Origin of the sequence: Enterobacter sp. AG326, assembly GCF_004362415.1 — a bacterium.
Classification (GTDB): domain Bacteria; phylum Pseudomonadota; class Gammaproteobacteria; order Enterobacterales; family Enterobacteriaceae; genus Enterobacter; species Enterobacter asburiae.
In genome coordinates, this window is record NZ_SNXG01000002.1 from 538442 (window position 1) to 562291 (window position 23850).

The window sequence follows — 23850 nt, forward strand, 5'->3', positions numbered from 1 at the left end:
TGGTTTGTGCAACAACCAGGAAGAAGACAATAAAGGAGACACTATGATCGCACTGCACGACTTCAATCATCTTCCCCACGAAAAGGCCTTAGCGCTGATTCATCCCTGCGTGGCGCTCCCTGAGTGGGCCGATGCGCTGGCTCTGGGGCGGCCCTACGCCAGCCGGGACGAATTGTTCAGTACGGCAAACGCGCTGACGCAAGCATGGGGCGAAGCGGCGCTGGCACAGGCCCTGAGCGCCCATCCGCGCATCGGGGAAAAACCCGCAGGTTCACAGGCGGAGGCGGCGCTGTCGCGCCAGGAGCAGGGCGCGGTGAACGATCGCGATGCTGCCCTTGCCCAGGCGCTGCGCGAGGGCAATGCCCGCTACGAGGCCCGCTTCGGACGCGTGTTTCTGATCCGCGCGAAGGGCCGCAGCGGCGAGGAGATTTTACAGGCGCTGCACGCGCGGCTGGAGAACAGCGACGCGCAGGAAGTCCGTGCCGCGCTGGAACAGCTGCGGGAAATTACGCTGCTACGGCTGGAAGGAGTCATTAGCGAATGAGCACACTCAGCACCCATATTCTCGATATCTCGACGGGCAAACCCGCAGCGGGCGTGACGGTTCATCTACAACAGGACGGGAACACGCTGGCCACGGGCGTGACCAACGCCCAGGGGCGCATCGCCGCGTTCGTTCCCTCTCTGCCCGCAGGCCGCTATCGGCTGGTGGCCGAGATCGGCGCGTGGTTTAGCGAAACCGGTCGCGACACGCTCTACCCCTGCGCGCAAATTGATTTTGTGACGGGAGAAGCGGCAGGCGAGCACTTCCACCTGCCGTTTGTGATTGCGCCCGGCGGGTGGTCAACCTACCGCGGCAGTTGACCATACCCGCTCGCCGTTGACCCAGGTCTCGCTGATGTTGCGCTCGTCGCCCAGGGTCATCAGCACGAAAAGCTGCTCGTAGATATCCTGACAGCGGCGATTGCGCAGGCGCTGCAGCGGCGTCACGTCAGGGTCGATCACCACGAAATCCGCCTCTTTGCCGGGCGCGAAGTTGCCAATCTTATCGTCGAGCCTGAGGGCGTGCGCGCCGCCCAGCGTGGCGTGGTAAAACGCCTCGCTGGCGCGCAGGCGGTAGCTCTGAAGCTGGCCGACCTTGTAGGCTTCCCCCAGGGTGCGCAGCATGCTGAAGGTGGTGCCCGCACCGACGTCGGTGCCGATGCCCATCCGCACCCTGTGCTGCCAGCAGGCGGGCAGGCGAAACAGCCCGCTGCCGAGAAACAGGTTTGAGGTGGGGCAAAACGCCACCGCCGAGCCGGTGTCGTGCAGGCACTGCCACTCGCTGTGGTGAAGATGAATCGCGTGGGCAAACACGCTGCGCTCGCCGGTCAGGCCGTAGTGGTGATACACGTCCAGATAGCGCTCGTGCTCCGGCCAGAGGTCGCTCACCCAGGCCACTTCGTTGGGGTTTTCGCTCAGGTGGGTCTGCATCCAGGTATCCGGGAACTCCTCTCTGAGCAGGCTGACCGCGGCAAGCAGCTCGGGGGATGAGGTCGGGGCAAAGCGCGGGGTAATGGCATAGCCCAGCCGTCCCCGGTGGTGCCAGCGCTGGATCAGCGCCCGCGTCTGCCGGTAGCTCTGCTTCGCGTCTTCGCTCAGGTAGTCCGGCGCGTGTCTGTCCATCATCACCTTTCCGGCGATAAGGCGCATGTTGAGGCGCAGGGCTTCGGTAAACAGCGCCTCGACCGACTCCGGATGCAGCGTGCAAAACACCAGGGCGGTGGTGGTGCCGTTGCTTACCAGCTGGTGAATGAAAAATTCGGCGATCTCTTTCGCGTAGGCTTCATCGGAAAACTGGCTCTCCACCGGGAAGGTGTAGGTGGTCAGCCACTCCAGCAGCTGTTCGCCAAAGGCGCCGATCATCTCCGTTTGCGGATAATGGACGTGGGTGTCGACAAAACCGGGCAGCAGCAGCCTGCCGCGCAGGTCGGTGTAGCCCTTGTGGGGGTCAAGATACTGCTCGCCCTCCTGCCACGGCATGTGCGCCAGAATTTTCCCGCTCTGTATAAACAGCAGCCCGTCCTCAAGGTAGCGCGCGTGTTGGGCAATCGCGTCTGCGCTGTCGCAGACCTGGGCAATATCAAAAAATGCGCCGCGGATCGCTGTCTGGTAATCCATCATGGTTCCTGCCTTAGTGTTTGCGTAGCGGGGTGATAAGGCGCAGCAAGAACGGTGCCAGAATGAACGGGCCGCAGACACGCTGCGGCCGGAAGGAGGGGGTTACTCTTTTTGCGTCGCCACGCGGGAGCTGAACGACGTCGCGCCCGCCGTCTCGCGGTCTTCCCGCGCCAGCCAGCGGTAGGTCACGCCGCCGAGGAAGACGCCGATAAACCAGCTGAAGTTCGCCACCTCATGCAGGGCCGGGATAAAGCTAATCACCAGGCCTACGGCAACGGACGGGATCAGCGCGCCAATGGCTTTCGGGTTAAAGCCGTTGCGGTACCAGTATTTGCCCTTTGGCGTGTCGTCGAACAGATCGTCGACCGACACCTTGCCGCGCTTAATCAGGTAGAAGTCGGCAATCAGAATGCCGAACAGCGGGCCGATGAACGCCCCGAGCACGTCCAGGGTGTAGTGGATAAGCTCCGGCGAGTTGAACAGGTTCCACGGGGTGAGCAGGATCGAGCCGACGGCGGCAATCATGCCCCCGGTGCGGAAGCTGATTTTCTGCGGCGAGCAGTTAGAGAAATCAAACGCCGGGGAGACAAAGTTCGCGACGATGTTGATCCCGATGGTGGCGGTGATCATCGTCAGCAGGCCAATCGCCACGGCCAGATCGTTGCCCACGCGGCTGACGGTTTCGATCGGGTCGGTGATCATGCGGCCAAACAGCGACTGGGTGCCGGAGACAATGACCACGGTGACGATGGAGAACAGCAGGAAGTTAAACGGCAGGCCCCAGCGGTTGCCGCGGCGGATCTCGCCCATGCTTTTGCCGTAGCGGGAGAAGTCGCCAAAGTTGAGCAGCGGGCCGGAGAAGTAAGACACCACCAACGCGGTCGCGGTGATCATCTGCCAGGTCTGCTCGCCCGCGCTCAGGGATTTGCTGGCGAGAGTGAAGGAAATGCCGTCAAAACCGGTCTTGTATACAATCCAGCCTGCAAGGGCCAGCATGACCACGTAGACCGCCGGACCGGCGATATCAATAAAGCGCTTGATGGCGCTCATGCCGTGCCAGAAGACCATCGCCTGCAGGACCCACATGATGGCAAAGCAGATCCAGCCCAGATGCGACAGGCCCAGGAACGCGCCGGTAGTGAGCGAAGAGAGCGACGGCCAGAACTTCAGCGCCACCAGCATCAGGGCGTTGGCGGCCAGATAGGTCTGAATGCCGTACCACGCGAAGGCAATCAGCCCGCGGATCACCGCCGGAATATTGGCCCCGAAGACGCCAAACGCCTGACGGCTGATCACCGCGTAGGGCACCCCCGCCATCTGGCTCGGTTTGGCCACCAGGTTGGCGCACAATTGCACGATGCAAATCCCCACCAGCAGGCAAAGCAGCACCTGCCAGCTTGCCAGCCCGAGCGTAAAGAAGCTCGCGGCGACAACATAACCCCCCATGCTGTGAACGTCCGACATCCAGAACGAAAAGATGTTGTACCAGCTCCAGTTCTGGTCACGCGTCGGTGCCAGATCCTCATTGCAAAGACGTGGGCTGTAAACCGCACCGGAATCAGCGGCCGTACCCTGCTGCGCGTTTTGACTGTTTGGCATGAAACCTGCTCCTGTGAATGAAAACCCGTTGAGTGGGAGTGCAGACGGTGTTGCAGGATCCAGGCCAAAATAATAAATCTTGTATGCAATATTTTATTTTTATGTATACGATTCGATAACGAAGAGTAAAAGACGGAGTGGTGAATGAACAACATAAACGCCCTGCAGACCGCGCCAGACCTGCATGACAAAGATGAATCGATCTTTCAGGCGCTGATGACCGCGATTGTCGAACATCAGCTGCTGCCGGGGAGCAAGCTGCCGGAAGAGGCGCTGGCCGAGGTGTTTGGCGTAAGCCGCACGGGCATCCGCAAGGTGCTGCAGCGACTCGCCGCTGTGCAAATGGTCACCTTAACGCCCAAGCGTGGTGCACACGTCGCCAGCCCGACGGTGGAAGAGGCGCAGCACATCTTCCGCACCCGCGCCCTGCTGGAGGTCGCCAACCTGCCGGACGTGCTGGCCCGCTGCCAGCCGCCGCACCTTGCCGCGCTGGAGGCCATCATTCGCCAGGAGCAGCAGGCGCACGAGGCGTACGACGGCCCGGCGGCGATCCGCCACTCCGCCAATTTCCACATTCAGCTGCAGGCCATCTCCGGCAACCAGGTGCTGACGGAGATGGTGACCGGCCTGAGCCAGCGCTCCTCGCTGGTGATTGCCACCTGGGGCGCGCCGTGGCGTCAGGGGTGCCGCTGCAACGATCACGAACAGCTGGTGGATCTGCTGCGCCAGAAGGCGCTCCAGCCGCTCAGCGATGCCTTAATGCACCATTTTGAACATATCGTCGCCAGCCTCTGCTTTGAGCGGGCGGGCGAGTGCCTGCCTGATTTTGCCCGGCTGTTTGCCGGCCACAAGGAGTCGTAATGTCCTCTGTCTGTATACAAGTGATTAACCCCAACACCAGCCTCGCGATGACGGAAACCATCGGCGCGGCGGCCCGCGCGGTGGCGGCGCCGGGTACGGAGATCCTCGCGGTCTGCCCGAGCGCGGGCGTGCCGTCTATCGAGGGCCACTTTGATGAAGCCATCGCCGCCGTGGGGGTTCTCGAACAGGTCAGGCTCGGCAGAGAGCAGGGCGTGGACGGTCACGTCATCGCCTGCTTTGGCGATCCGGGCCTGTTGGCGGCGCGCGAGCTGGCGCAGGGGCCGGTGGTGGGCATTGCGGAAGCCGCCATGCATATGGCGACGCTGGTGGCGACGCGCTTTTCGGTGGTCACCACGCTGCCGCGCACGCTGATTATTGCCCGTCATCTGCTGCACCAGTATGGCTTTCAGGACAGGTGCGCGGCGCTGCACGCTATCGATCTCCCGGTGCTGGCGCTGGAAGACGGCAGCGGTCTGGCGCAGGAAAAAGTGCGTGCGCGCTGTATACAGGCGCTGAAGGAGGACGGCTGCGGCGCCATCGTGCTGGGCTGCGGCGGCATGGCGACCCTGGCGCAGGAGCTGACGCGCGAGCTGCGCGTGCCGGTCATCGACGGCGTCAGCGCGGCGGTGAAGATGGTGGAATCGCTGGTGGCGCTGGGGCTATCGACCAGCAAGCACGGGGATCTGGCCTTCCCGGAGAAAAAAGCGTTAAGCGGACAGTTTCAGGCACTGAATCCATTTTAATTTTTGGGGGTGGCAATGGGGCTTTTTGAACAGGATTACCCGCGGGATCTGCGCGGCTACGCGGGCAACCCGCCGCACGCGCGGTGGCCGAATCAGGCGCGCGTCGCCGTGCAGTTTGTGCTCAACTATGAGGAAGGGGCGGAAAACCACGTTCTGCACGGCGATGCCGGATCCGAGCAGTTCCTGTCGGACATCATCGGCGCGGCCAGCTATCCGGATAAACACATGTCGATGGACTCCCTCTACGAATACGGCAGCCGCGCCGGGTTCTGGCGGATCCACGGTGAATTTCAAAAGCGAGGCCTGCCGCTGACGGTCTTTGGCGTGGCGATGGCGCTGGCGCGTCACCCGGAGATCGTCGAGGCAATCAGGGCGGCTGATTACGACGTGGTGAGCCACGGCTGGCGCTGGATCCACTATCAGCACATGGATATCCAACAGGAGCGCGAACACCTGCACAAGGCGGTGCAGGTGCTGACCGACCTGTTCGGCAAGCCGCCAACGGGCTGGTACACCGGGCGCGACAGCCCCAACACCCGCCAGTTGGTGGTGGAGCACGGCGGCTTCGACTACGACAGCGACTACTACGGCGACGATCTGCCCTTCTGGACGGAAGTGGCCTGCGGCGACGGCTCCCGTAAACCGCACCTGATCGTGCCGTATACGCTGGATGCGAACGACATGCGCTTCGCGACCGCGCAGGGGTTTAACACCGCCGAGCAGTTCTATACGTATTTGAAGGACAGTTTTGACGTGCTGTACGAAGAAGGGGAAAGCGCGCCGAAGATGATGTCCATCGGCATGCACTGCCGCCTGCTGGGGCGGCCGGGGCGTTTTCGCGCGCTGCAGCGTTTCCTGGATTACGTGCAGCAGCACGAGCGGGTGTGGGTCTGTACCCGCCAGCAGATTGCCGACCACTGGCGGGAGGTGCATCCGTTTCAGAAATAAGTGTGCCGCGTTTAGCCGGGTGGCGGCTGCGCCTTACCCGGCCTACAGGACCTCGTATTCCCGGTGGCGTTACAACATCAAACTCACCTGCGCCGCCACGATGCGCCACCCGTAGGCAAACCGCACCCACGTCTGCTGCTGGCGGCCAATGCGCTCCGTGCCCTCACGGGTAAACTCGGTGCTGCACACGGCATAATCCTCCCCGAAGGTGGTAATCACGGTGTGGCGCAGCGTCCGCTGCAGCCCGGCGGACGGGCGCGCCGCGCGAAAGGCGCGGATTTCATCAATCCCGTACAGGTTTTCACCCGCCCCCAGACGCACCGTGTTTTTGTCGTGCCAGAACAGCTCGTCCAGCACCGCAACGTTGTTGCTGACCAGCGCGTCTTCATAGCGGTAAAACGCGGCGGTCACCTCGGCAACCACCCACGGCAGGTTAATGTCATCGTGATTCATCATGCGGCCACCTCCGCCGGACGGGCATCGGTGATGCCACTCTCCTCCAGCACGCGCGCGACGCGCAGGCAGGCCTGCTCGTTAAACGGCGCGGCAATCAGCTGCAGGCCAATCGGCGCACCCTGGGCGGTGCGCAGCGGAACGGTGGTCACGGGCAGGCCTAAAAACGAAATCGGCTGGGTCAGCATCCCCATGCTGGCGCGGATGGGGAGCGGCTGACCGTTAATCTCCATGGTTTGCTCACCCGCGAGCGTCGCGCTGCGCGGCGTTGCCGGGGCGATCAGCACGTCGGCCTGCGCGAACAGGGTTTTAAACGCCTGTCGGGCGTGCGCGCGAAACCGCTGGGCCTGAATGTACCAGGCGGAGGGGATCATTGCGCCTGCCAGCAGGCGCTCCCGGGAGTGCGGCTCAAAACGCTCGGGCTCGCGGCGAAGCGCGGGCAGGTACTGGTTTCCCCCTTCGGAGGCGCTGATGATAAACGCCGCGGAGCGCGCCAGCTCGGCGTCCGGGAACTGCAGCTCATCCTGCACGTCGAGCGCCTTCGCCACCCGCGCCACGGCGTCTCTGGCATCCGCGTCGCACCAGGTGGTGAAGTAGCCGCCGAGCACCGCGCAGCGCAGGCCGTCGAGCCCGCGGTCGAGCAGGGGGCGCGTCTGCTCGCGCGAGCTCTCTGCCTGAAAACCGTCGCTGCTGTCCCGGCCCTGCAGCGCGTCGTACACGGACGCCAGGTCGCACACGCGGCGGGCAAAGGGGCCGATATGATCGAGGCTCGCGACAAACGGATGGCTGCCGGATCGCGACAGGCGGCCAAAGGTGGGCTTCAGGCCGTAGATGCCGCACAGGGAGGCCGGAACGCGAATCGAGCCGTTGGTGTCGGTGCCGAGCGAAAAATGCACCAGCCCGGCGGCCACGGCGGCGGCCGAGCCGCCGGACGATCCGCCCGCAATGCGCGCCAGATCGTGCGGGTTACGCGTGGTGCCGTAGTGGCTGTTTTCGGTTGTGAAGCCGTAGGCGTAGGCGTCCATATTTACCATCCCGGTCAGCAGCCCGCCCGCGCTGCGCAGCTGGCGCACCGCGAAGCTGTCAGCGGCCGCGGCAGGGCGCTGGCTGAACAGCTCAGCCCCGGCGAGGGTGGTGTGACCGGCAACGTCGAACAGGTTTTTCACCGCGTAGGGCACGCCCGCCAGCGGCGGCAGGGGGCGCTTTTCGCGGCGCAGGGTGTCGATGCTCTCGGCCTCGGCAAGCATGCGTGCTTCCGTCACGGCGGTCCAGGCGTTGATATGCGGGTTAACGCGCGCAATCGCCTCCAGCGTCTGGCGGGCAATCTCGCGAGCGCTCAGCTCGCCTGCGCTCAGCGCATGCTGGATCGCGCTGATACTCATCTCGTGTAGCCTCATGCTTTGTATACTCCTGCGATCTCCAGACGGTCGTCGAGCGGCAGCGCCATCAGCGGGGCGGCCAGGGTGGCAATGCGGCTGAACTGCAGCTGCAGCTCGGCGCGGCGGACATCGTCCAGCTCTACGCCGAGCACGGACTCCATTTGCGCAAGATAAGCCTGCCAGTCGGGTTGTGGTGTCGTCATTGTTTTCTCCTCAGAATCCGGCGGCCGCGCCGTTGCTGCGCGGGTCAAATGCCCCTTCGAACAGCCCGTTGGGGTGGCGAACAATCGCGCCCGCGTGGCCCATTGCTTCGCTGAAGTCAGGGAATATTTCCACCTCGTGTCCGAGTGCCTGAAGCCGTGAGACCGTCTCAGCGCTAAAGCGGCCTTCCAGCTTTAACGTGTCCGAGGTTTGTCCCCATGTGCGCCCCAGCAGCCAGCGCGGGCGGGAAATGCTTTCCTGTAAAGGCACGCCCTGAATCGCGTAGCGGGTAAAGAGCGCGGCCTGGGTTTGCGGCTGGCCGTCGCCGCCCATGGAGCCGTAGACCATCACGCGCCCGTCCTTAAGACGCGCCGCCGCCGGGTTCAGGGTATGGAAAGGCTGCTTGCCCGGCGCGAGGGCCAGAAGATGATTGGGATCGAGGCTGAACGATGCGCCCCGGTTCTGCCAGACGATGCCGGTGTCGGGCAGCACCACGCCGCTGCCGAACTCGTGATAGATACTCTGGATAAACGACACGGCGAGTCCGCTGTTATCCATTACCCCCATCCACACCGTATCGCCGGGGCCTTTTCCGGTGCCCCACGGCGCGGCGCGGCCGTCGTCAACCCTGTCGGCAAGCGCCTGCAGAGCGGCGGGATCCAGCAGACCCTGAATATCGGTTTTCAGCTCGCGCGGGTCGGTGATGTGGGCATCGCGCAGGCCAAAGGCCAGCTTGGTGGCTTCAACGATGCGGTGAACGGTGTCGGCGTCGTCGGCCTCCGCCATATTCAGGCGGTCGGTGATGCCGAGTATTGCCAGCGAGACCAGCCCCTGCGTCGGCGGGGCGTGGTTAAAGATCTCCCCCTGCTGATGCTGTAGCCTCAGCGGCGCGGTGCGCCGGGCAGCGTGCGCGTGTAAATCGGCCAGCGTCACGGGCAGGCCCAGCGTCTCCATGCCGTGCGCCAGCACGTCCGCTAGCGGGCCGCGGTAAAAGCTGTCCAGACCGTCCTCCGCCAGGCGCGTCAGGGTCGTGGCCATGGCGGGCTGGTAAAAGCGGCTCCCGACCTCAGGCGGCTTACCGTCCACCAGCCAGGTTTCCGCGAAGCCGGGGACGTCCTTCAGCTCGTCGAATTTGCTGGCCGTGGCGTGGGCCTGAGAGGCCGTGACCGGCGTGCCGTTCTGCGCGTACTCAATGGCGTCGGCCAGCAGGCGGGCCAGCGGCAGCGCCTTGCCGGTCATCTCGCGCGAGACCTTCAGCGCCTCGTCCCAGCCGCTCACCGTGCCGGCGACGGTCAGCGCCGCGCGGGGGCCGCGGTGGGGAATATGCGCCAGCCCGTCGTAGGCGGCGAGCGTTGCGCGCGATCCCGCCGCGCCGCTGGCATCAATGGCGACAGGTTCGCCTTCCGGCGGCACGATAAGCCAGAAGCCATCGCCGCCCAGCCCGTTCATGTGCGGATAAACCACGGCAACGGTGGCCGCCGCGGCGACCATTGCCTCTATGGCGCTGCCGCCTTCGCGCAGCACCGCCAGCGCGCTCTGGCTGGCAAGATGGTGGGGCGCAACGGCCATGCCGTGCGTGGAGACATTACTTTGCATGAAGCGTCCTCGTAACCCTGAAAGTCACAAGGTGCTGCAAAAGCTGTTCCAGTTCTGAAAGAAAAGTTTCAGTAAACTGGCACGTATAATGAAAGGTAGAATGAAAGGAAAAATGTGATGAAACAAAAGTTACAGAGGCGCTATGGAACAACTGGATGAACGTCTGAAAGCACAGTACCCGTCGCTGTCGCCGCAGGAGCAGCGGGTGGCGGATTTTATTTTCGATCATTTTGACGATCTGATTAGCTACAACAGCGCCGAGCTGGCGCAGCTGAGCGGGGTGTCGAAAGCCACGGTCAGCCGTCTGTTTAAGCGTCTGGGCTATGAGAAATATAAGGACATGCGCGACGAGCTGCGCACCCTGCGCCAGAGCGGGATGCCGCTCACCGATAACCGCGACGCGGTGCAGGGCAATACGCTGCTGGCGCGCCACTATAAGCAGGAGATGGCGAACCTGACCCAGTGGGTCAATGCCCTCGACGCGCAGCAGTTTGCCGACGCGATGGCCTGCATGGTGAAGGCGCGGCGCATCGTCATTATCGGCATGCGTAACGCCTATCCGGCGGCGCTGCACCTGCGCCAGCAGCTGCTGCAGGCGCGCGGTCAGGTGCTGGTCCTGCCGCAGCCGGGGCAGAGCCTGGGCGAAGAGCTGGTGGATTTAACGCCGGACGATCTGGTAGTCATGATGGCCTTTCGCCGCCGCCCGCGCATTATCCGCCCGCTGATGCAGCAGCTTCAGAGCAGCGGCATTCCGGTGCTGCTGATGTGCGAGCCGCAGGCGCACAGCCTGTTTCCGCTGGCGAGCTGGCAGCTCTGCGCCCCGCTGGACAGCGTCTCGGCCTATGACAGCTACTCCTCGGTCAACAGCCTGATCAACCTGCTGGCGAATGCCTTTCTGCATGAAATTCTCGATAAAGGCCGTCCGCGCATTCACGAAATTGCCTCCCTCTACCAGCAGCTGGACGAACTCGAACAGCGATAATGGGGCATCAGGCTGGTGCTTTGCATTAAAATGGTGCAGTCTGACGGGGCGAAAATGGAGAATATTTTCGCCCCGTCCGCGTTTTATCAGGCTCTACAAGAATATTCCCCGCTTCGCCTTATCTGGCACATTAGTTGCAAAATCACATTCAAAGAATCTTTTGTTTCATGTTAACGTTACGGGGAAGCACCATGAAAAAATTGTTGATTGCACTGGCCGGGGCCGCATGCCTCTTCACGCAGCTGCCGGCAAAGGCTGACCAGCTTCAGGATATCGAGAAGCGCGGCACCATTCGCATTGCCGTGCCGCAGGACTTCCCGCCGTTTGGCTCGGTGGGGACCGATCTGCAGCCGCAGGGCTATGACATCGACATGGCGCGCTATCTGGCCAAACAGATGAAGCTCAAGCTGCAGCTGGTGCCGGTGACCAGCGCCAACCGCGTGCCGTACCTGCAAACCGATAAGGTGGATCTGGTCATTTCAAGCCTCGGTAAAAACCCGGAGCGCGAGAAGGTGATCGACTTCAGCCGCGCCTACGCGCCGTTCTTCCTCGGCGTGTTTGGTCCGAAAGGGGCCGAGCTGAAGGACGCCGCCGCGCTGAGCGGAAAAACTATCGGCGTGACGCGCGGGGCGGTGGAGGACATGGTGCTGACCGGCCTGGCGCCGAAAGACGCGGACGTGAAGCGCTACGAAGATAACAACACCACGCTCTCCGCCTACCTCTCCGGACAGGTGCAGTACGTGGCAACCGGCAACCTGGTGGTGGCGGCTATTTCGCGCCAGAACGCGGATAAAGCCCCGGTGCCGAGCTTTATGCTGAAAGATTCGCCGTGCTTTATTGGCCTGAAGAAAAACGAACCGGCCCTGAAGGCAAAAGTGGATGCGCTGATTGAGCAGGGCATCAAGGACGGCACGCTGAACGGCCTGTCTGAGCAATGGCTGAAGGCCCCGCTGCCGGCAAACCTTGGCGCCTGAGCCGATGACGGAGCAACTTGATTTCTCCGCGCTCTGGCCGCACTGGCCGGAGCTGCTGGCGGGGCTGTGGGTCACCGTTCAGCTGACGGTGATGGCGACCGTCGGCGGGCTGGCGATAGGGATTTTCGGGGCGGCGATCCGCAGCGGACGCACCACCTGGTTCAGCCGGATCTGGGGCGCGTACGTGGAAATCATCCGCAACACGCCGTTTGTCGTGCAGCTGTTTTTCATCGTCTTCGGCCTGCCGAATCTCGGGCTGAAGATGACGGCGGGGGAAGCGGCGCTGCTGGCCATGGTGGTGAACCTGGGCGCCTACAGCACCGAGATTATCCGCGCGGGCATTCAGGTCACGCCGAAAGGGCAGTGGGAAGCCGGACGCGTGCTGGGGTTGACCCGCCTGCAGACCTTTATCCGCGTGGTGCTGCCGCCCGCGCTGCAGCGCATTTACCCGGCGCTGGTGAGTCAGTGCATCATCGTGATGCTCGGCTCGTCGGTGGTGTCGCAGGTCTCGTATGAAGAGCTGACCTTCGCCGCCAACCTGATCCAGTCCAGAACGTTTCTGAGCTTTGAGGTCTATCTGGTGACAACCGGCATTTACTTAGCGCTGTCGATTACCCTGCGCCAGCTGATGATGGCGGCAGGACGCAAATGGCTGGGGGTGCAGGCATGATGACCACCTTTACCGACTGGGACATTATTCGCAACCTGCTGCTGGCCGGACGCTGGACGGTGCTGCTGTCGCTGGTGGCGTTCGTCGGCGGGGCGGCGGTGACGCTGCCGCTCCTGCTGCTGCGCCTGACGGGCGGGCGCGCGGTGAAGCGCATCATCCGCGGCTATATTGAGCTGTTTCAGGGCACGCCGCTGCTGATGCAGCTTTTTCTGGCCTTCTTCGGCGTGGCGCTGTTCGGCATCGACGTCTCGCCGTGGACTGCCGCCTCGCTGGCGCTCACCTTCTACACCAGCGCGTTTCTGCTCGATATCTGGAACGGCAGCATTCGCGCGCTGCCCAAGGGGCAGTGGGAAGCCTCGCGCTGTCTGGGGCTGACCTTCGGCCAGACCCTGTTTCGCGTGGTCGCCCCGCAGGCGCTGCGCATCGGCATCGCCCCGACGGTCGGCTTTGCCGTGCAGGTGATTAAAGGTACCGCGCTGGCGTCGATTATCGGCTTCATCGAGCTGACCAAGGCCGGGACCATGCTGACCAACGTGACGTATCAGCCGTTTAAGGTCTTTGCGCTGGTGGCACTCGGCTACTTTATTCTGTGTTATCCGCTGTCGCGCTACAGCCGCTATCTGGAGACGAAATTCAATGCCTCTCATCACCATTAATCAGGTGCAGAAATACTACGGCGATAACCACGTGCTCAAGGGCGTCGATCTGGATATCGACATGGGCCAGGTGATCTCCATTATCGGACGCAGCGGATCGGGCAAAAGCACGCTGCTGCGCTGCATCAACGGACTCGAAGGCTATCAGGACGGCAGCATCAAGCTGGGCGGCATGACCATTACCGATCGGGATTCTCAGGCGCGGGAAATCAGCCGCTCGGTCGGGATGGTGTTCCAGAGCTTTAACCTGTTCCCGCACATGACGGCGCTGGAAAACGTGATGCTCGCCCCGCGTCGGGTGTTGAAGAAAAGCGCCGCCGAATGCCGGGCGCTGGCGCAGCAGATGCTGGAGAAGGTCGGCTTAGGCGATCGTCTGGATTACTACCCGTCGAGCCTCTCCGGCGGCCAGCAGCAGCGCGTGGCGATTGCCCGGGCGCTGGCGATGTCGCCGAAAGTTTTACTTTGTGACGAGATCACCTCCGCGCTCGACCCGGAGCTGGTGGGCGAAGTGCTCAAGGTGCTGGAGCAGCTGGCGGCCGAGGGGATGACGCTCATACTGGTTACCCATGAAATGAATTTTGCCCGCGAAGTGGGCGACCGCGTGGTGTTTATGCACCAGGGGAAAGTCTGGGAGCAGGGCGACAGCAAAACGCTGTTCGCCAACCCGCAGACCACGGAACTGAAGCAGTTCATCTCCTCCGTGCGCGGCCTCAACTGATAAGGACTAAACAATGGATATCGCACGCTTTCCGCAAATCAACCCGCCCCAGCGCCTGCTGATGGGGCCGGGCCCGATCAACGCCGACCCGCGCGTGCTCCGCGCCATGTCGAGCCAGCTGATCGGCCAGTACGATCCGGCCATGACCCACTACATGAACGAGGTGATGGCGCTCTATCGCGGGGTGTTTCGCACCGAGAACCGCTGGACGATGCTGGTGGACGGCACCTCCCGCGCGGGAATTGAAGCCATTCTGGTCTCAGCCATTCGCCCGGGAGATAAGGTGCTGGTGCCGGTCTTTGGCCGTTTTGGTCACCTGCTGTGCGAAATTGCCCGCCGCTGCCGCGCCGAGGTGCATACCATCGAGGTGCCGTGGGGCGAGGTGTTTACCCCGGACCAGGTTGAGGATGCGATTAAGCGTATTCGCCCGCGCCTGCTGCTGACCGTGCAGGGCGACACCTCCACCACCATGCTGCAGCCCCTCGCCGAGCTTGGCGCCATCTGCCGCCGCTACGACGTGCTGTTTTACACCGACGCCACCGCGTCGCTCGGCGGCAACGCGCTGGAGACCGATGACTGGGGGCTGGACGCCGTCTCGGCCGGGATGCAGAAGTGCCTCGGCGGCCCGTCGGGCACGTCGCCGATCACCCTGAGCGCGCGCATGGAGGAGGCGATCCGCCGCCGCAAATGCGTTGAGGAGGGCATTCGCACCGACGCTCACCGCGACGGCGACGAGGAGATGATCTACTCCAACTATTTCGATCTCGGCATGGTGATGGACTACTGGGGGCCGGAGCGCCTGAACCACCACACCGAAGCCACGACCGCGCTGTTTGGCGCCCGCGAATGCGCGCGGCTGATCCTGCAGGAAGGGCTGGATAACGGCATCGCGCGTCATAAGCTGCACGGCGATGCGCTGCTGAAGGGGATCCAGGCGATGGGGCTGGAGACCTTCGGCGACCTGAAGCACAAGATGAACAACGTGCTGGGCGTGGTTATCCCGCAGGGCGTCAACGGCGACCAGGTGCGTAAGCTGATGCTGGAGGATTTCGGGATTGAAATCGGCACCTCGTTTGGTCCGCTGCACGGCAAAGTGTGGCGCATTGGCACCATGGGCTACAACGCGCGCAAAGACTGCGTGATGACCACCCTGAGCGCGCTGGAGTCGGTGCTGAACTACCTGAAATTCACCACCACGCAGGGGGCCGCCATGCAGGCCGCGTGGGACCACTATCGCCGCGAGACGCCGCAATGAGCCCGGCGGCTGAACGGGTGATGGCGCGCGCCGACGCGCTGGCCGCCATCAGCGAAACCCCGGATGCGCTGACGAGGGTTTATCTCTCAACCCAGCATCTGCAGGCCAACCAGCTGGTGGGGCAGTGGATGAGCCAGGCGGGAATGACCGTCTGGCAGGACAGCGTGGGCAATATCTGCGGTCGCTATGAGGGTGCGCAGGAAGGGGCGCAGGCGGTGCTGCTCGGCTCGCATCTGGATACCGTGCGCAACGCCGGGCGCTACGACGGTATGCTCGGCGTGCTTGCCGCCATTGAGGTGGTGGACAGCCTGCACCAGCAGGGTGTGCATCTGGCGCAGGCCATCGAGATTGTCGGCTTTTGCGACGAAGAGGGGACCCGCTTCGGCATTACGCTGTTAGGCAGCCGGGGGCTGACGGGCACCTGGCCGCAGGGCTGGCTGGAAAAAGCCGACGCCAGCGGAATCAGCGTGGCGCAGGCGATGACCCTGGTGGGGCTCGATCCTGCCCGCGTGCTGCATGCCGCGCGCCGTCAGGAGGATTTCAGCGCCTATCTGGAGCTGCATATTGAGCAGGGGCCATGCCTTGAGCAGGAGGCGCTCGCCCTTGGCGTGGTGGAAGCCATTAACGGCGCGCGTCGTCTGAACTGCCGCTTCACCGGCGAGGCCGGTCACGCGGGAACCGTGCCGATGCACCACCGCAGGGACGCGCTGGCCGCCGCCGCCGAGTGGATGGTTATTATTGAAAACGCTACCCGACAGCAGGGCGGCAACCTGGTGGCGACGGTTGGCGAGCTGCGCTGCCTGCCGGGGGCGGTGAACGTGATCCCCGGAGAGGTTCAGCTCTCGCTGGATATTCGCGGGCCGCAGGATGCGCCGCTGGATCGGTTGCTTAACGACCTGCTGGAACATGCGCAGGCGATCGCCTCGCGCCGCGGTCTGGACTTCAGCGCCGAGGAGTTTTACCGCATTGCCGCCACGCCGTGCGATATCCACCTGCAAAACGTGCTGGGGGAGGCCGTCACATCGGTACAGGGTCGCTCGCTATCGCTGCCCAGCGGTGCGGGCCACGACGCGATTGCCATCGCGGAACGCTGGCCGGTCGGCATGCTGTTTGTGCGCTGCAAAGAAGGCGTCAGCCATCATCCGGCGGAATCGGTGATGGCTGAAGATGTCGCCCTGGCGATTGAGGCGTTTGGGCTGGCGGTAAGAACGCTGGCCGACAGTGGCCCGTGTTAAATTGTAGGCCGGGTAAGCGCAGCGCCACCCGGCAAGGTCAGCGTTACTCCAGCCCCAGCGTATATTGCGCGATCTTAAAGTAGATAATCAGCCCGGTGCCGTCGATAAGCGTCGCGATAAACGGCGCGGAGACGACCGCCGGGTCAATGCCGCAGCGCTTGAGCACCATCGGAATGACGGACGACACGATCGCGCTCCAGAGCGTTATGCACACCAGCGTCAGGCTGACGATAAGCGTGATTTCCAGCCCAATCCCCATCATCCAGGCGCGAATGCACCCTGCGATACCGAGCGTGGCGGCAATCATCAGCGAGGTGGTCATCTCTTTACGCAGCACGCGGCCCACGTCGCGCAGACGGACTTCCCCCAGCGCCATGGCGCGTACCAGCGTGGAGGTGATCTGCGTCCCGCTGTTGCCGCCCGTGCCGATCAGCAGCGGAATAAAGAACGCCAGCGCGATAGCGGACTCCAGCGCCTCTTCAAAATGCTGGATCACCGAGCTGGTATAGGCCTCCGCGACAAACAGCAGCAGCAGCCAGACGGAGCGTTTCTTCCACAGGCTGTACGGGCTGGTGTCCAGATAGGGCTTCTCCAGCGGCAGCGTTGCCCCCTGAAGCTGGGCGTCTTCGGTGACGTCATCTTCCAGCAGATGGGCGATTTCGCGCTCGGTCAGGCAGCCGACGAGCTTGCCGTGGGTGACCACTGGCACCACGTCCGCGCCGCCGTGCGCCAGCAGTCCGGCAACGTCGGCACGTTCATCCTCCGGTTTGACCTGCAAAAACTGCGAAATCATCAGCGATTTCACCGGCTGTACCGTATCGGCGGTTTGCAGCAATTTACGTACGGCAATCATGCCCGCCAGGCGGCCATTGTCTTCAATAAAAATATGAGACGGAATATCGTCGTCTTTTAATTTTTCGAAGAATTGCTCGCGCGCCAGCGCCACGCATAATGAAATATCGAGGACAATAAAATCGGTATTCATATATTGCGCGATGGCGCTGTCATTGAATGCCAGGTTCTGGTTGTGAATAGCGTAAGACATAGTGAATTCCCTTTGAATAATAACATCTCTCAGGGGCGAGCAAGACAGGGCATGTCGAAGAGGAGATCCCCACGTCCTGGGTTCAGCACTGTACACCGTATCCCGCGAGGGAAGTTATACTGACAAAGCCTTGATTCGACAGTGCCTGTTTTACCCTGTGTCGGTTCTCTCGAACCTACCAGAGCGATAACGTGTATTTGTACAGGAGCCTCGCCATAACGAGATCGTTGTAAAACGAGAGGAATAATACGCTTATTTAAATTTACCGCTCAGGAAATTAAATAATGTTTAAGAACGGTTTAGACGATTTTTATTAATAAAATGTTGAGGGTTTATTTAAGTTAATTCATTTCTAATGGAGGATTAAATAACCAACGGAGGAGGGGAGAATGGCGTGGTTTGATAATCTGCTGAATCATTTTGCGCTGTATCCGGCACATCTTTTCGCGCTGTTATTTGTGATGGCGCTGAGTAAATCGACGGTGCTAGTCTCCTCCGTGCTGCCGCCCGCCTCGGTGATGCTGCTGGCGGGCATTACCGTCAGCCAGGCGAGCATGCATCCTGCGCAGGCGTGGCTGGCCGTGGTGTTGGGGGCAGCGGCGGGTTCGGTGCTGAATTACCATATCGGCCAGCTGATGGGGCATACCCGGCTGGTCACGCGTTTTACCTCAAAGCATGCCGATAAGTTCTTGCGGGTACAGCATCAGCTGCAAAAGAACGGCGTCATCGTGCTTTTTACGTCGCGTTTTCTGGCGGTGTTGCGCTACATCGTGCCGCTGGCGGCGGGGATGCTCAGGCTGAATGCAGTCAAGGTCTACGCCGTCAGCCTGCTTTCCGCCTGCACATGGGCGGCGCTGTATGTCGGCATCGTCACCGGCATCAGCGCCTTTTGAGTTACAAACTCCCCATTCCGCCGTCCACCAGCAGCTCCGTTCCCACCGTGTAGCTCGACTCGTCGGACGCCAGATAGAGCGCGGCTTTTGCCAGCTCCGTCGTCGAGCCCATTCTGCCGAGCGGCACCAGCTTGATGATCTCCGCCATCATCGCGTTAAGCGCCTCGTCGCTTAAGCCCGTCTTCGTAAACGCCGGGGTTTCCACCGGACCGGGGCTCAGACCGTTGACGCGGATCCCGCGCGGCAGCAGCTCCGCCGACAGCGTGCGCGCCAGCGACAGCAGGGCGGCCTTGCTCGCGGCATACACGCTGCTGGTGGGCAGGCCGATGCGCGCGCTCACGGAGCCGCAGAGGATCACCGACGACGGGTTATTCAGCAGCGGCAGCAGCGCCTGAATTAAAAAGAACGGTCCCTTCAGGTTGATGTCCATCAGGCGGTCCCAGGCATCCTCCTGCCAGGCTTCCAGCGGCGCGTGCGTCACGTCGCCCGCGTTGAGAAACACCGCGTCGAGGCGTGGCCAGCGGGCGGCGAGGGTTTCCGCCAGCGCTTTTTGCGACGCGATATCGCCCGCATCGGTCGGGATCACCCAGGCCTTATCGCCAAGAATACGTTCTGCTTCGGCGAGGGTGTCCGGGTTGCGTCCGGTCACGGCGACGCGCGCGCCTTCGGCGATAAACGCCTGCGCGGTGGCAAGACCGATGCCGCTGGTGCCGCCGGTAATCAGCGTATATTTATCTGTTAAACGACCCATGTTCTTCTCCTGAAATGTCTCTGGAGAAAGCACTATAGAAACGTTAGTATCGAAAGGAAACCAGGTACCAAATGGATACTAACGAGGCAAGAGGTGTGCTATGGCAGAAATGCTGGAGGTGTGCTGTGAAAAAAAATCTGAGGCGTATACCTGCCCGATGACGCAGTTTGTGAACCTGATTTCCGGTAAATGGGCGATCCCCATTCTCTACCGCCTGATTGTGTTCAACACGCCCGTACGCTTTGGCGATCTGCTGCGGGCCGCTGCCCCCATCACGCAGAAAGAGCTGACGAAGCAGCTGCGCCTGTTTGAGCAGCGCGGGCTGGTGACGCGGACGGTCTACCCGGAGATCCCCCCGCGCGTGGAGTATCAAATCACCGAGCTGGGGCTAACCCTGCAGGACGCACTCTCCCCGCTGGCCGCCTGGATGAGCGAGTACGGCGACCAGCTAGAGCGATAGGCTACTGTTTTACGTAGCGCGGTGCCGGAATGCCGGTGCGCGCGCTGTTGAATAGCTCAAGTCGCGCCGCTTCGTACCGATCCCACAGGCCGGCATCGTGCATCGGCGGGATGGTGATCGGTTCACCCTGATCCAGACCCGCCAGCGACGCATCCACCATATCGCCGGTGGTCATCACCGATCCTTCCGGCAGATCGTTTACCGTGACGCCCGAATGGCTCCAGATTTCCGTCGCCGTGGCGGCGGGCAGCACGGCCTGAATGCGCACGCTGCTGTCGGCAAACTCTTCCTGTAACCCACGGGTAAAGCTCAGAACCCACGCCTTGGTGGCGCTGTAGAGCGCGCTGCCCGCCCGGACGTGCAGTGCCAGCACGGACGCGATATTGATCAGCGTGCCGCGATTGTTCTGCGCCAGGCGCGGCAGGATGGCGTAGGTCAGACGCATCAGCGCCGTGGTGTTCAGGGTGTTAATGGCCTGATGCTGCGCCACCTCGCCCGCGAGGAACGGTGCCATCTGCGCGGTGCCCGCGTTGTTAATGAGCGTATCAATGGCGGTATTGCTGCGCAGTTCTTCTTCCACGGCGCGGATCCCGGTCTCGTCGGTGAGATCGGCCACCAGAATATCGACGGCTACGCCATAGCGCGCGCGCAGGTCGGCAGCGAGGGTTTTCAGGCGATCTTCGCGACGGGCGACCAGCACCAGGTTAGCGCCGCGCGCGGCAAGGCGATCGGCATAAACGGCACCAATCCCGGAAGAGGCACCCGTAATCAGGGCGGTGGTGATTTGCGTAGTCATCGTGTGTTACCTCAAGGCAAAGTGGGTTATTTGGTTTCAAGATGAAACTGAATAAACTCTCTGCTATTTGGTTTTATAATGCAACCATTTTGCTGAGCATTTTGTGCTTTTGCCGTCGGTTACGATCAGGAGGGAAGTTTTGCCACGATCTCTTCAGGCGTCAGTTCGCGCCCATCGTCGGCGATAAGCGCCAGCTTGCGCAGGGGTTTGCGCTGTTCAGCATCGACCAGCACGGTGCCGCATTCGTTATCCGCAAACAAAAATTCATTGCCCCACTGGGAGAGGGCAACCAGCACCGTTTGCAGGGCACGCCCCTTGTCTGTCAGGACGTATTCCTGCCAGGCGCTGCCGTCGGACGCGGGCTGAAGCCGGAGGATGCCTTCGTCGACCAGCAGTTTCAGCCGCGTGGTCAGCATGTTTTTCGCGATGCCGAGACTTTTCTGGAACTCGCCGAAGCGTTTAATCCCGCGCAGCGCGTCGCGCACGATCAGCAGCGACCACCAGTCGCCGATGATATCCAGCGAACGGGCGACGGGGCAGGTGCTCTCTTCGAGGCGGGTACGTTTCACGGTCAATTCTCCGGTAGGGTGTAGTTTTATTATAAAACTTATTGGTACACACCGTAAGCACGTTAATCATCAGTTTGAGAAATGCTTCCCGGAAAATTGTCACCAATCTGTCACACTGAGCGCGACATTTTAAAACGAGTGAGGAATTAGGGATGAGAAAAGCACTACTCGCGCTGGCAGTCGCCGGTTCCATTTCAGCAACGTTTGGCGTGCAGGCGCAAGAGACGCCGGAAGGGTATCAGCTGGAGCAAGTTTTAATCATGAGTCGCCATAACCTGCGCGCGCCGCTCGCCAATAACGGCAGCGTGCTGGAGCAGTCCACGCCGAAGCAGTGGCCGGAGTGGGAGGTGCCGGGCGGTCAGCTCACCACCAAGGGCGGCGTGCTGGAAGTCTATATGGGCCATTACATGCGCGAGTGGCTGGCGCAGCAGGGGATGGTGAAGACGGGAGAGTGCCCAGCGGCGGATAGCGTTTATGCTTACGCCAACAGCCTGCAGCGTACCGTCGCGACCGCGCAGTTCTTCATCACCGGCGCGTTCCCGGGCTGCGACGTTCCCGTGCACCATCAGGAAAAAATGGGCACCATGGATCCGACCTTTAATCCGGTGATTACCGATAACTCGCCGGAATTCCGCGAAAAAGCGCTGAAGGCGATGGAGTCCGAGCGGCAGAAAATGCAGCTTACCGAAAGCTATAAGCTGCTTGAGCAGATGACGAACTACGCCGATTCTCCGTCCTGCAAGGAGAAAAAGGTCTGCTCGCTGGCGGATGCGAAAGATACCTTCAGCGCCGACTATGAAAAAGAGCCTGGCGTATCCGGGCCGCTGAAGGTGGGTAACTCGCTGGTGGACGCGTTCACGCTGCAGTATTACGAAGGCTTCCCGGCCGACCAGGTGGCCTGGGGCGAAATCAAAACCGACCAGCAGTGGCGCGTGCTGTCGAAGCTGAAGAACGGCTATCAGGATTCGCTGTTTACCTCCACGGAAGTGGCGCAAAACGTGGCGAAGCCGCTGGTGAAGTACATTGATAAAACGCTGGTCACCGAACAGGCAAAATCGCCGAAAATCACCCTGCTGGTGGGGCACGACTCGAACATTGCTTCCCTGCTGACGGCCCTGGATTTCAAACCGTATCAGCTGAACGACCAGCAGGAGCGCACCCCGATTGGCGGCAAGATTGTCTTCCAGCGCTGGCATGACAAAAACGCCAATCAGGAGCTGATGAAAATCGAGTATGTCTACCAGAGTTCAGAGCAGCTGCGTAATGCCAGCGTGCTGTCGCTTCAGTCGCCCGCGCAGCGCGTGACGCTGGAGCTGAAAGGCTGCCCGGTGGATGCGAACGGCTTCTGTCCTGTCGATAAATTCAATGCGGTAATGAATAACGCGGCGAAGTAAAGGAGAACCCCCCGCTGCGGCGGGGGGAAACGCTTAGACGTTTTTACGTTCGATGGTTTGCTCGCCCCAGAAGAGCGAGTCTTTATCCGTTTTTTCGAAGGCGCGCACCAGCACCTCATCGTTACCTTCCTCCCAAATTTGCTCGGCCAGCTTTTCATCGTACTTCGCGACTTCAAAGATAGCTTCGGCAATCTCCGGAGAGGTGTTGCGTAAACTTGCCCATTCGCCCACGTGGTGAGCTTTGGATTCTTGAGTTGGCATGCTTGTCCTCCTGTTGGGTGTTAGCCGTTCAGTTTTTTGGCCAGACCCGCGACGTATTCACCCTGATAGCGGGCGATAGACAGTTCTTCATTGCTTGGCTGACGTGAGCCATCCCCACCGGCAATGGTGGTTGCGCCGTACGGCGTACCGCCACGCACCTGGGAAATGTCAAACAGCTCCTGGGCGCCGTAGCCAATCGGCACAATCACCATCCCGTGATGAGCAAGGGTAGTCCAGGTTGAGGTAATCGTCTGCTCCTGACCGCCGCCGGTGCCGGTAGAGCTGAATACGCTGGCGAGTTTGCCGTAGAGCGCCCCGGATGCCCAAAGTCCGCCGGTTTGATCGAGGAAGGTGCGCATCTGGCCTGACATATTGCCGAAGCGGGTCGGGGTGCCGAAGATAATGGCATCATAGTCCGCCAGCTCCTGCGGGGTGGCGACCGGAGCGTTTTGCGTTTTCCCCCCGGCTTTCAGGAAGGCTTCCGCCTGCATGGTTTCCGGTACGCGTTTCACCACAACCTCAACGCCATCAACCCTGTTCGCACCTTCTGCTACCGCGTGAGCCATGGTTTCAATGTGTCCATACATGGAATAATAGAGCACCAGAACTTTTGCCATTTTGCATCACTCCTCGTTGGTTTTTCTGACAGCGGATCGCTGCGTTCTTTTAAAGATATGCCATCACAGCCAGACTGCAAAAATGAACGGCATTTCTTTGATTTATAACAATATGGTTACAAAAAGGCGTTGTAGCAAAATGATACAACTTTTTGGCGGCGGACTTTTGAAATGATAAGAAAGGCTTATGCATCCCCGTCGCGTCATCTCACCCGAAAGGCTGAGTTCATGTTGCAGAATATTACCTGCGGCTTGCCGGATAGCGGCATTCCACTAAGCTTAGTTTCACGCGGCACAGATAAAGGCACTGTCCTTGTGTTGCGAGGTGAAAGATTCCTCTTTTACTGAATGCAATATGATGTCTAATGTTTCACATTCTGGAGGTTAGAGATGGCAAACCATCGTGGTGGTTCAGGTAATTTCGCAGAAGACCGTGAAAGAGCATCAGAAGCAGGCCGTAAAGGTGGCCAGCATAGCGGGGGCAACTTCAAGAATGACCCGCAACGCGCATCTGAAGCTGGCAAGAAAGGGGGCAAAAACAGCCACGGCAGCAGTAAGTAACACGCCGGGTTGAACCCCTGCCGCCGGGATCTCCCGGCGGTTTTTTTATTTCTGCAACATTGAACTGTAACCA

Annotated in this window: 27 protein-coding genes, 1 pseudogene and 1 riboswitch; of the genes and pseudogenes, 16 read left to right on the forward strand and 12 right to left on the reverse strand. The window is 61.4% G+C overall.

What is annotated here, in order from left to right; all coding sequences use genetic code 11:
* Window positions 1-43 precede the first annotated feature (43 nt).
* The gene (uraD, locus tag DFO52_RS09515) at window positions 44-544 is read left to right on the forward strand and encodes a 2-oxo-4-hydroxy-4-carboxy-5-ureidoimidazoline decarboxylase (RefSeq protein ID WP_133550242.1); all 501 of its coding nucleotides are present in this window, start codon (window positions 44-46) and stop codon (window positions 542-544) included.
* On the forward strand, window positions 541-864 hold the full coding sequence (gene uraH / locus DFO52_RS09520; protein ID WP_133550244.1) for a hydroxyisourate hydrolase: 324 nt from the start codon (window positions 541-543) through the stop codon (window positions 862-864). Before uraD ends, uraH begins: the two co-directional genes overlap by 4 nt.
* Here uraH and guaD read toward each other — a convergent pair.
* Together guaD and DFO52_RS09530 are read right to left on the reverse strand one after the other, a co-directional pair.
* On the reverse strand, window positions 844-2163 hold the full coding sequence (gene guaD, locus DFO52_RS09525) for a guanine deaminase (RefSeq protein WP_133550246.1): 1320 nt from the start codon (window positions 2161-2163) through the stop codon (window positions 844-846). The two genes, uraH and guaD, sit on opposite strands and share 21 nt — an antisense overlap.
* 99 nt (window positions 2164-2262) lie before the next feature.
* On the reverse strand, window positions 2263-3759 hold the full coding sequence (locus tag DFO52_RS09530; protein ID WP_029741848.1) for an NCS1 family nucleobase:cation symporter-1: 1497 nt from the start codon (window positions 3757-3759) through the stop codon (window positions 2263-2265).
* Window positions 3760-3903: 144 nt separating this feature from the next.
* Between DFO52_RS09530 and DFO52_RS09535 the strand changes: the two genes are divergently transcribed.
* From DFO52_RS09535 to puuE, 3 genes and pseudogenes are all read left to right on the forward strand, one after another.
* A complete protein-coding gene (locus DFO52_RS09535; RefSeq protein ID WP_010429412.1) occupies window positions 3904-4620 on the forward strand; it encodes a GntR family transcriptional regulator in 717 nt (238 codons plus the stop codon).
* A pseudogene (gene hpxA / locus DFO52_RS09540) lies at window positions 4620-5494 on the forward strand (allantoin racemase). Before DFO52_RS09535 ends, hpxA begins: the two are co-directional and overlap by 1 nt.
* Window positions 5412-6311, forward strand: coding sequence for an allantoinase PuuE (puuE, locus tag DFO52_RS09545; RefSeq protein WP_233457922.1), 900 nt, complete (start codon window positions 5412-5414; stop codon window positions 6309-6311). Before hpxA ends, puuE begins: the two are co-directional and overlap by 83 nt.
* A 69-nt stretch (window positions 6312-6380) precedes the next feature.
* Here the strand turns inward: puuE and hpxZ are convergent, their stop codons facing one another.
* The 4 genes from hpxZ to hpxW are packed head-to-tail and all read right to left on the reverse strand — an operon-like array spanning window position 6381 to window position 9940.
* Window positions 6381-6767, reverse strand: a complete 387-nt coding sequence (gene hpxZ, locus DFO52_RS09550) for an oxalurate catabolism protein HpxZ (protein WP_133550250.1) — start codon at window positions 6765-6767, stop codon at window positions 6381-6383.
* Window positions 6764-8161: an AtzE family amidohydrolase gene (locus DFO52_RS09555; RefSeq protein WP_133550252.1), complete on the reverse strand. Its 1398-nt coding sequence runs from the start codon at window positions 8159-8161 to the stop codon at window positions 6764-6766. The genes hpxZ and DFO52_RS09555 overlap by 4 nt, the downstream gene beginning before the upstream one ends.
* Window positions 8158-8346 carry an oxalurate catabolism protein HpxX gene (gene hpxX / locus DFO52_RS09560; protein ID WP_121931218.1) on the reverse strand — a complete coding sequence of 63 codons (189 nt, stop codon included), beginning with the start codon at window positions 8344-8346 and terminating at the stop codon, window positions 8158-8160. The genes DFO52_RS09555 and hpxX overlap by 4 nt, the downstream gene beginning before the upstream one ends.
* Before the next feature lie 10 nt (window positions 8347-8356).
* A complete protein-coding gene (gene hpxW, locus DFO52_RS09565; protein ID WP_133550254.1) occupies window positions 8357-9940 on the reverse strand; it encodes an oxamate amidohydrolase in 1584 nt (527 codons plus the stop codon).
* A gap of 142 nt (window positions 9941-10082) precedes the next feature.
* Here hpxW and hpxU point away from each other — a divergent pair, with 142 nt between their 5' ends.
* The 7 genes from hpxU (at window position 10083) to hpxK (ending at window position 16430) form a co-directional block, all read left to right on the forward strand.
* Entirely contained in the window at window positions 10083-10922 is an 840-nt protein-coding gene (hpxU, locus tag DFO52_RS09570) for a MurR/RpiR family transcriptional regulator HpxU (RefSeq protein WP_023311063.1), read from the forward strand.
* Between the two features lie 191 nt (window positions 10923-11113).
* Complete coding sequence (locus DFO52_RS09575) at window positions 11114-11896, forward strand: transporter substrate-binding domain-containing protein (protein WP_023311064.1); 783 nt, start codon at window positions 11114-11116, stop codon at window positions 11894-11896.
* A 4-nt stretch (window positions 11897-11900) separates the two neighbouring features.
* The gene (locus DFO52_RS09580; RefSeq protein WP_029741842.1) at window positions 11901-12566 is read left to right on the forward strand and encodes an amino acid ABC transporter permease; all 666 of its coding nucleotides are present in this window, start codon (window positions 11901-11903) and stop codon (window positions 12564-12566) included.
* Complete coding sequence (locus tag DFO52_RS09585) at window positions 12566-13222, forward strand: amino acid ABC transporter permease (RefSeq protein WP_071789398.1); 657 nt, start codon at window positions 12566-12568, stop codon at window positions 13220-13222. The genes DFO52_RS09580 and DFO52_RS09585 overlap by 1 nt, the downstream gene beginning before the upstream one ends.
* Window positions 13203-13940 carry an amino acid ABC transporter ATP-binding protein gene (locus DFO52_RS09590; protein WP_023327069.1) on the forward strand — a complete coding sequence of 246 codons (738 nt, stop codon included), beginning with the start codon at window positions 13203-13205 and terminating at the stop codon, window positions 13938-13940. The genes DFO52_RS09585 and DFO52_RS09590 overlap by 20 nt, the downstream gene beginning before the upstream one ends.
* A 13-nt stretch (window positions 13941-13953) precedes the next feature.
* On the forward strand, window positions 13954-15195 hold the full coding sequence (locus DFO52_RS09595; protein ID WP_023335201.1) for an alanine--glyoxylate aminotransferase family protein: 1242 nt from the start codon (window positions 13954-13956) through the stop codon (window positions 15193-15195).
* Window positions 15192-16430, forward strand: a complete 1239-nt coding sequence (gene hpxK / locus DFO52_RS09600; RefSeq protein ID WP_121931223.1) for an allantoate amidohydrolase — start codon at window positions 15192-15194, stop codon at window positions 16428-16430. Before DFO52_RS09595 ends, hpxK begins: the two co-directional genes overlap by 4 nt.
* A 43-nt stretch (window positions 16431-16473) precedes the next feature.
* Here hpxK and DFO52_RS09605 read toward each other — a convergent pair whose 3' ends face one another.
* Complete coding sequence (locus tag DFO52_RS09605) at window positions 16474-17475, reverse strand: magnesium transporter (RefSeq protein ID WP_029741838.1); 1002 nt, start codon at window positions 17473-17475, stop codon at window positions 16474-16476.
* Between the two features lie 60 nt (window positions 17476-17535).
* Window positions 17536-17705, reverse strand: a riboswitch (M-box (ykoK) riboswitch).
* A gap of 159 nt (window positions 17706-17864) precedes the next feature.
* On the opposite strand from DFO52_RS09605, the gene DFO52_RS09610 reads away from it, so the two are divergent.
* Window positions 17865-18368, forward strand: a complete 504-nt coding sequence (locus DFO52_RS09610) for a DedA family protein (RefSeq protein ID WP_133550256.1) — start codon at window positions 17865-17867, stop codon at window positions 18366-18368.
* Window position 18369: 1 nt separating this feature from the next.
* On the opposite strand, the gene DFO52_RS09615 is transcribed toward DFO52_RS09610, so the two are convergent.
* The gene (locus DFO52_RS09615; protein ID WP_133550258.1) at window positions 18370-19119 is read right to left on the reverse strand and encodes an SDR family oxidoreductase; all 750 of its coding nucleotides are present in this window, start codon (window positions 19117-19119) and stop codon (window positions 18370-18372) included.
* A gap of 100 nt (window positions 19120-19219) precedes the next feature.
* Here DFO52_RS09615 and DFO52_RS09620 point away from each other — a divergent pair, with 100 nt between their 5' ends.
* Window positions 19220-19579, forward strand: coding sequence for a helix-turn-helix domain-containing protein (locus DFO52_RS09620; RefSeq protein WP_023335206.1), 360 nt, complete (start codon window positions 19220-19222; stop codon window positions 19577-19579).
* Window position 19580: 1 nt separating this feature from the next.
* Here the strand turns inward: DFO52_RS09620 and DFO52_RS09625 are convergent, their stop codons facing one another.
* Both DFO52_RS09625 and DFO52_RS09630 read right to left on the reverse strand, forming a co-directional pair.
* Window positions 19581-20375: an SDR family oxidoreductase gene (locus DFO52_RS09625; protein ID WP_133550260.1), complete on the reverse strand. Its 795-nt coding sequence runs from the start codon at window positions 20373-20375 to the stop codon at window positions 19581-19583.
* Window positions 20376-20500: 125 nt separating this feature from the next.
* The gene (locus tag DFO52_RS09630) at window positions 20501-20944 is read right to left on the reverse strand and encodes a helix-turn-helix domain-containing protein (protein ID WP_121931227.1); all 444 of its coding nucleotides are present in this window, start codon (window positions 20942-20944) and stop codon (window positions 20501-20503) included.
* 152 nt (window positions 20945-21096) lie between these two features.
* On the opposite strand from DFO52_RS09630, the gene agp reads away from it, so the two are divergent.
* On the forward strand, window positions 21097-22338 hold the full coding sequence (gene agp, locus DFO52_RS09635; protein ID WP_133550262.1) for a bifunctional glucose-1-phosphatase/inositol phosphatase: 1242 nt from the start codon (window positions 21097-21099) through the stop codon (window positions 22336-22338).
* A gap of 33 nt (window positions 22339-22371) precedes the next feature.
* On the opposite strand, the gene DFO52_RS09640 is transcribed toward agp, so the two are convergent.
* Together DFO52_RS09640 and wrbA are read right to left on the reverse strand one after the other, a co-directional pair.
* Window positions 22372-22599 carry a YccJ family protein gene (locus DFO52_RS09640; protein WP_008499832.1) on the reverse strand — a complete coding sequence of 76 codons (228 nt, stop codon included), beginning with the start codon at window positions 22597-22599 and terminating at the stop codon, window positions 22372-22374.
* Between the two features lie 20 nt (window positions 22600-22619).
* Window positions 22620-23216 (reverse strand): NAD(P)H:quinone oxidoreductase, encoded by a 597-nt coding sequence (gene wrbA / locus DFO52_RS09645; protein WP_023311076.1) that lies wholly within the window; start codon window positions 23214-23216, stop codon window positions 22620-22622.
* A 390-nt stretch (window positions 23217-23606) separates the two neighbouring features.
* Between wrbA and DFO52_RS09650 the strand changes: the two genes are divergently transcribed.
* On the forward strand, window positions 23607-23777 hold the full coding sequence (locus tag DFO52_RS09650; protein ID WP_023311077.1) for a general stress protein: 171 nt from the start codon (window positions 23607-23609) through the stop codon (window positions 23775-23777).
* Window positions 23778-23850 lie beyond the last annotated feature (73 nt).

What these genes read in the sequence shown, in the direction of transcription:
- DFO52_RS09625 (WP_133550260.1), bottom strand. Translation starts at nt 20,375, where the DNA reads ATGACTACGCAAATCACCACCGCCCTGATTACGGGTGCCTCTTCCGGG.
- DFO52_RS09585 (WP_071789398.1), top strand. Translation starts at nt 12,566, where the DNA reads ATGACCACCTTTACCGACTGGGACATTATTCGCAACCTGCTGCTGGCC.
- hpxX (WP_121931218.1), bottom strand. Translation starts at nt 8,346, where the DNA reads ATGACGACACCACAACCCGACTGGCAGGCTTATCTTGCGCAAATGGAG.
- agp (WP_133550262.1), top strand. Translation starts at nt 21,097, where the DNA reads ATGAGAAAAGCACTACTCGCGCTGGCAGTCGCCGGTTCCATTTCAGCA.
- DFO52_RS09580 (WP_029741842.1), top strand. Translation starts at nt 11,901, where the DNA reads ATGACGGAGCAACTTGATTTCTCCGCGCTCTGGCCGCACTGGCCGGAG.
- wrbA (WP_023311076.1), bottom strand. Translation starts at nt 23,216, where the DNA reads ATGGCAAAAGTTCTGGTGCTCTATTATTCCATGTATGGACACATTGAA.
- DFO52_RS09610 (WP_133550256.1), top strand. Translation starts at nt 17,865, where the DNA reads ATGGCGTGGTTTGATAATCTGCTGAATCATTTTGCGCTGTATCCGGCA.
- DFO52_RS09555 (WP_133550252.1), bottom strand. Translation starts at nt 8,161, where the DNA reads ATGAGGCTACACGAGATGAGTATCAGCGCGATCCAGCATGCGCTGAGC.
- DFO52_RS09595 (WP_023335201.1), top strand. Translation starts at nt 13,954, where the DNA reads ATGGATATCGCACGCTTTCCGCAAATCAACCCGCCCCAGCGCCTGCTG.
- DFO52_RS09640 (WP_008499832.1), bottom strand. Translation starts at nt 22,599, where the DNA reads ATGCCAACTCAAGAATCCAAAGCTCACCACGTGGGCGAATGGGCAAGT.
- DFO52_RS09575 (WP_023311064.1), top strand. Translation starts at nt 11,114, where the DNA reads ATGAAAAAATTGTTGATTGCACTGGCCGGGGCCGCATGCCTCTTCACG.
- uraD (WP_133550242.1), top strand. Translation starts at nt 44, where the DNA reads ATGATCGCACTGCACGACTTCAATCATCTTCCCCACGAAAAGGCCTTA.
- DFO52_RS09590 (WP_023327069.1), top strand. Translation starts at nt 13,203, where the DNA reads ATGCCTCTCATCACCATTAATCAGGTGCAGAAATACTACGGCGATAAC.
- hpxK (WP_121931223.1), top strand. Translation starts at nt 15,192, where the DNA reads ATGAGCCCGGCGGCTGAACGGGTGATGGCGCGCGCCGACGCGCTGGCC.
- DFO52_RS09530 (WP_029741848.1), bottom strand. Translation starts at nt 3,759, where the DNA reads ATGCCAAACAGTCAAAACGCGCAGCAGGGTACGGCCGCTGATTCCGGT.
- DFO52_RS09615 (WP_133550258.1), bottom strand. Translation starts at nt 19,119, where the DNA reads ATGGGTCGTTTAACAGATAAATATACGCTGATTACCGGCGGCACCAGC.
- guaD (WP_133550246.1), bottom strand. Translation starts at nt 2,163, where the DNA reads ATGATGGATTACCAGACAGCGATCCGCGGCGCATTTTTTGATATTGCC.
- DFO52_RS09620 (WP_023335206.1), top strand. Translation starts at nt 19,220, where the DNA reads ATGGCAGAAATGCTGGAGGTGTGCTGTGAAAAAAAATCTGAGGCGTAT.
- hpxW (WP_133550254.1), bottom strand. Translation starts at nt 9,940, where the DNA reads ATGCAAAGTAATGTCTCCACGCACGGCATGGCCGTTGCGCCCCACCAT.
- DFO52_RS09605 (WP_029741838.1), bottom strand. Translation starts at nt 17,475, where the DNA reads ATGTCTTACGCTATTCACAACCAGAACCTGGCATTCAATGACAGCGCC.
- hpxZ (WP_133550250.1), bottom strand. Translation starts at nt 6,767, where the DNA reads ATGATGAATCACGATGACATTAACCTGCCGTGGGTGGTTGCCGAGGTG.
- uraH (WP_133550244.1), top strand. Translation starts at nt 541, where the DNA reads ATGAGCACACTCAGCACCCATATTCTCGATATCTCGACGGGCAAACCC.
- DFO52_RS09535 (WP_010429412.1), top strand. Translation starts at nt 3,904, where the DNA reads ATGAACAACATAAACGCCCTGCAGACCGCGCCAGACCTGCATGACAAA.
- hpxU (WP_023311063.1), top strand. Translation starts at nt 10,083, where the DNA reads ATGGAACAACTGGATGAACGTCTGAAAGCACAGTACCCGTCGCTGTCG.
- DFO52_RS09650 (WP_023311077.1), top strand. Translation starts at nt 23,607, where the DNA reads ATGGCAAACCATCGTGGTGGTTCAGGTAATTTCGCAGAAGACCGTGAA.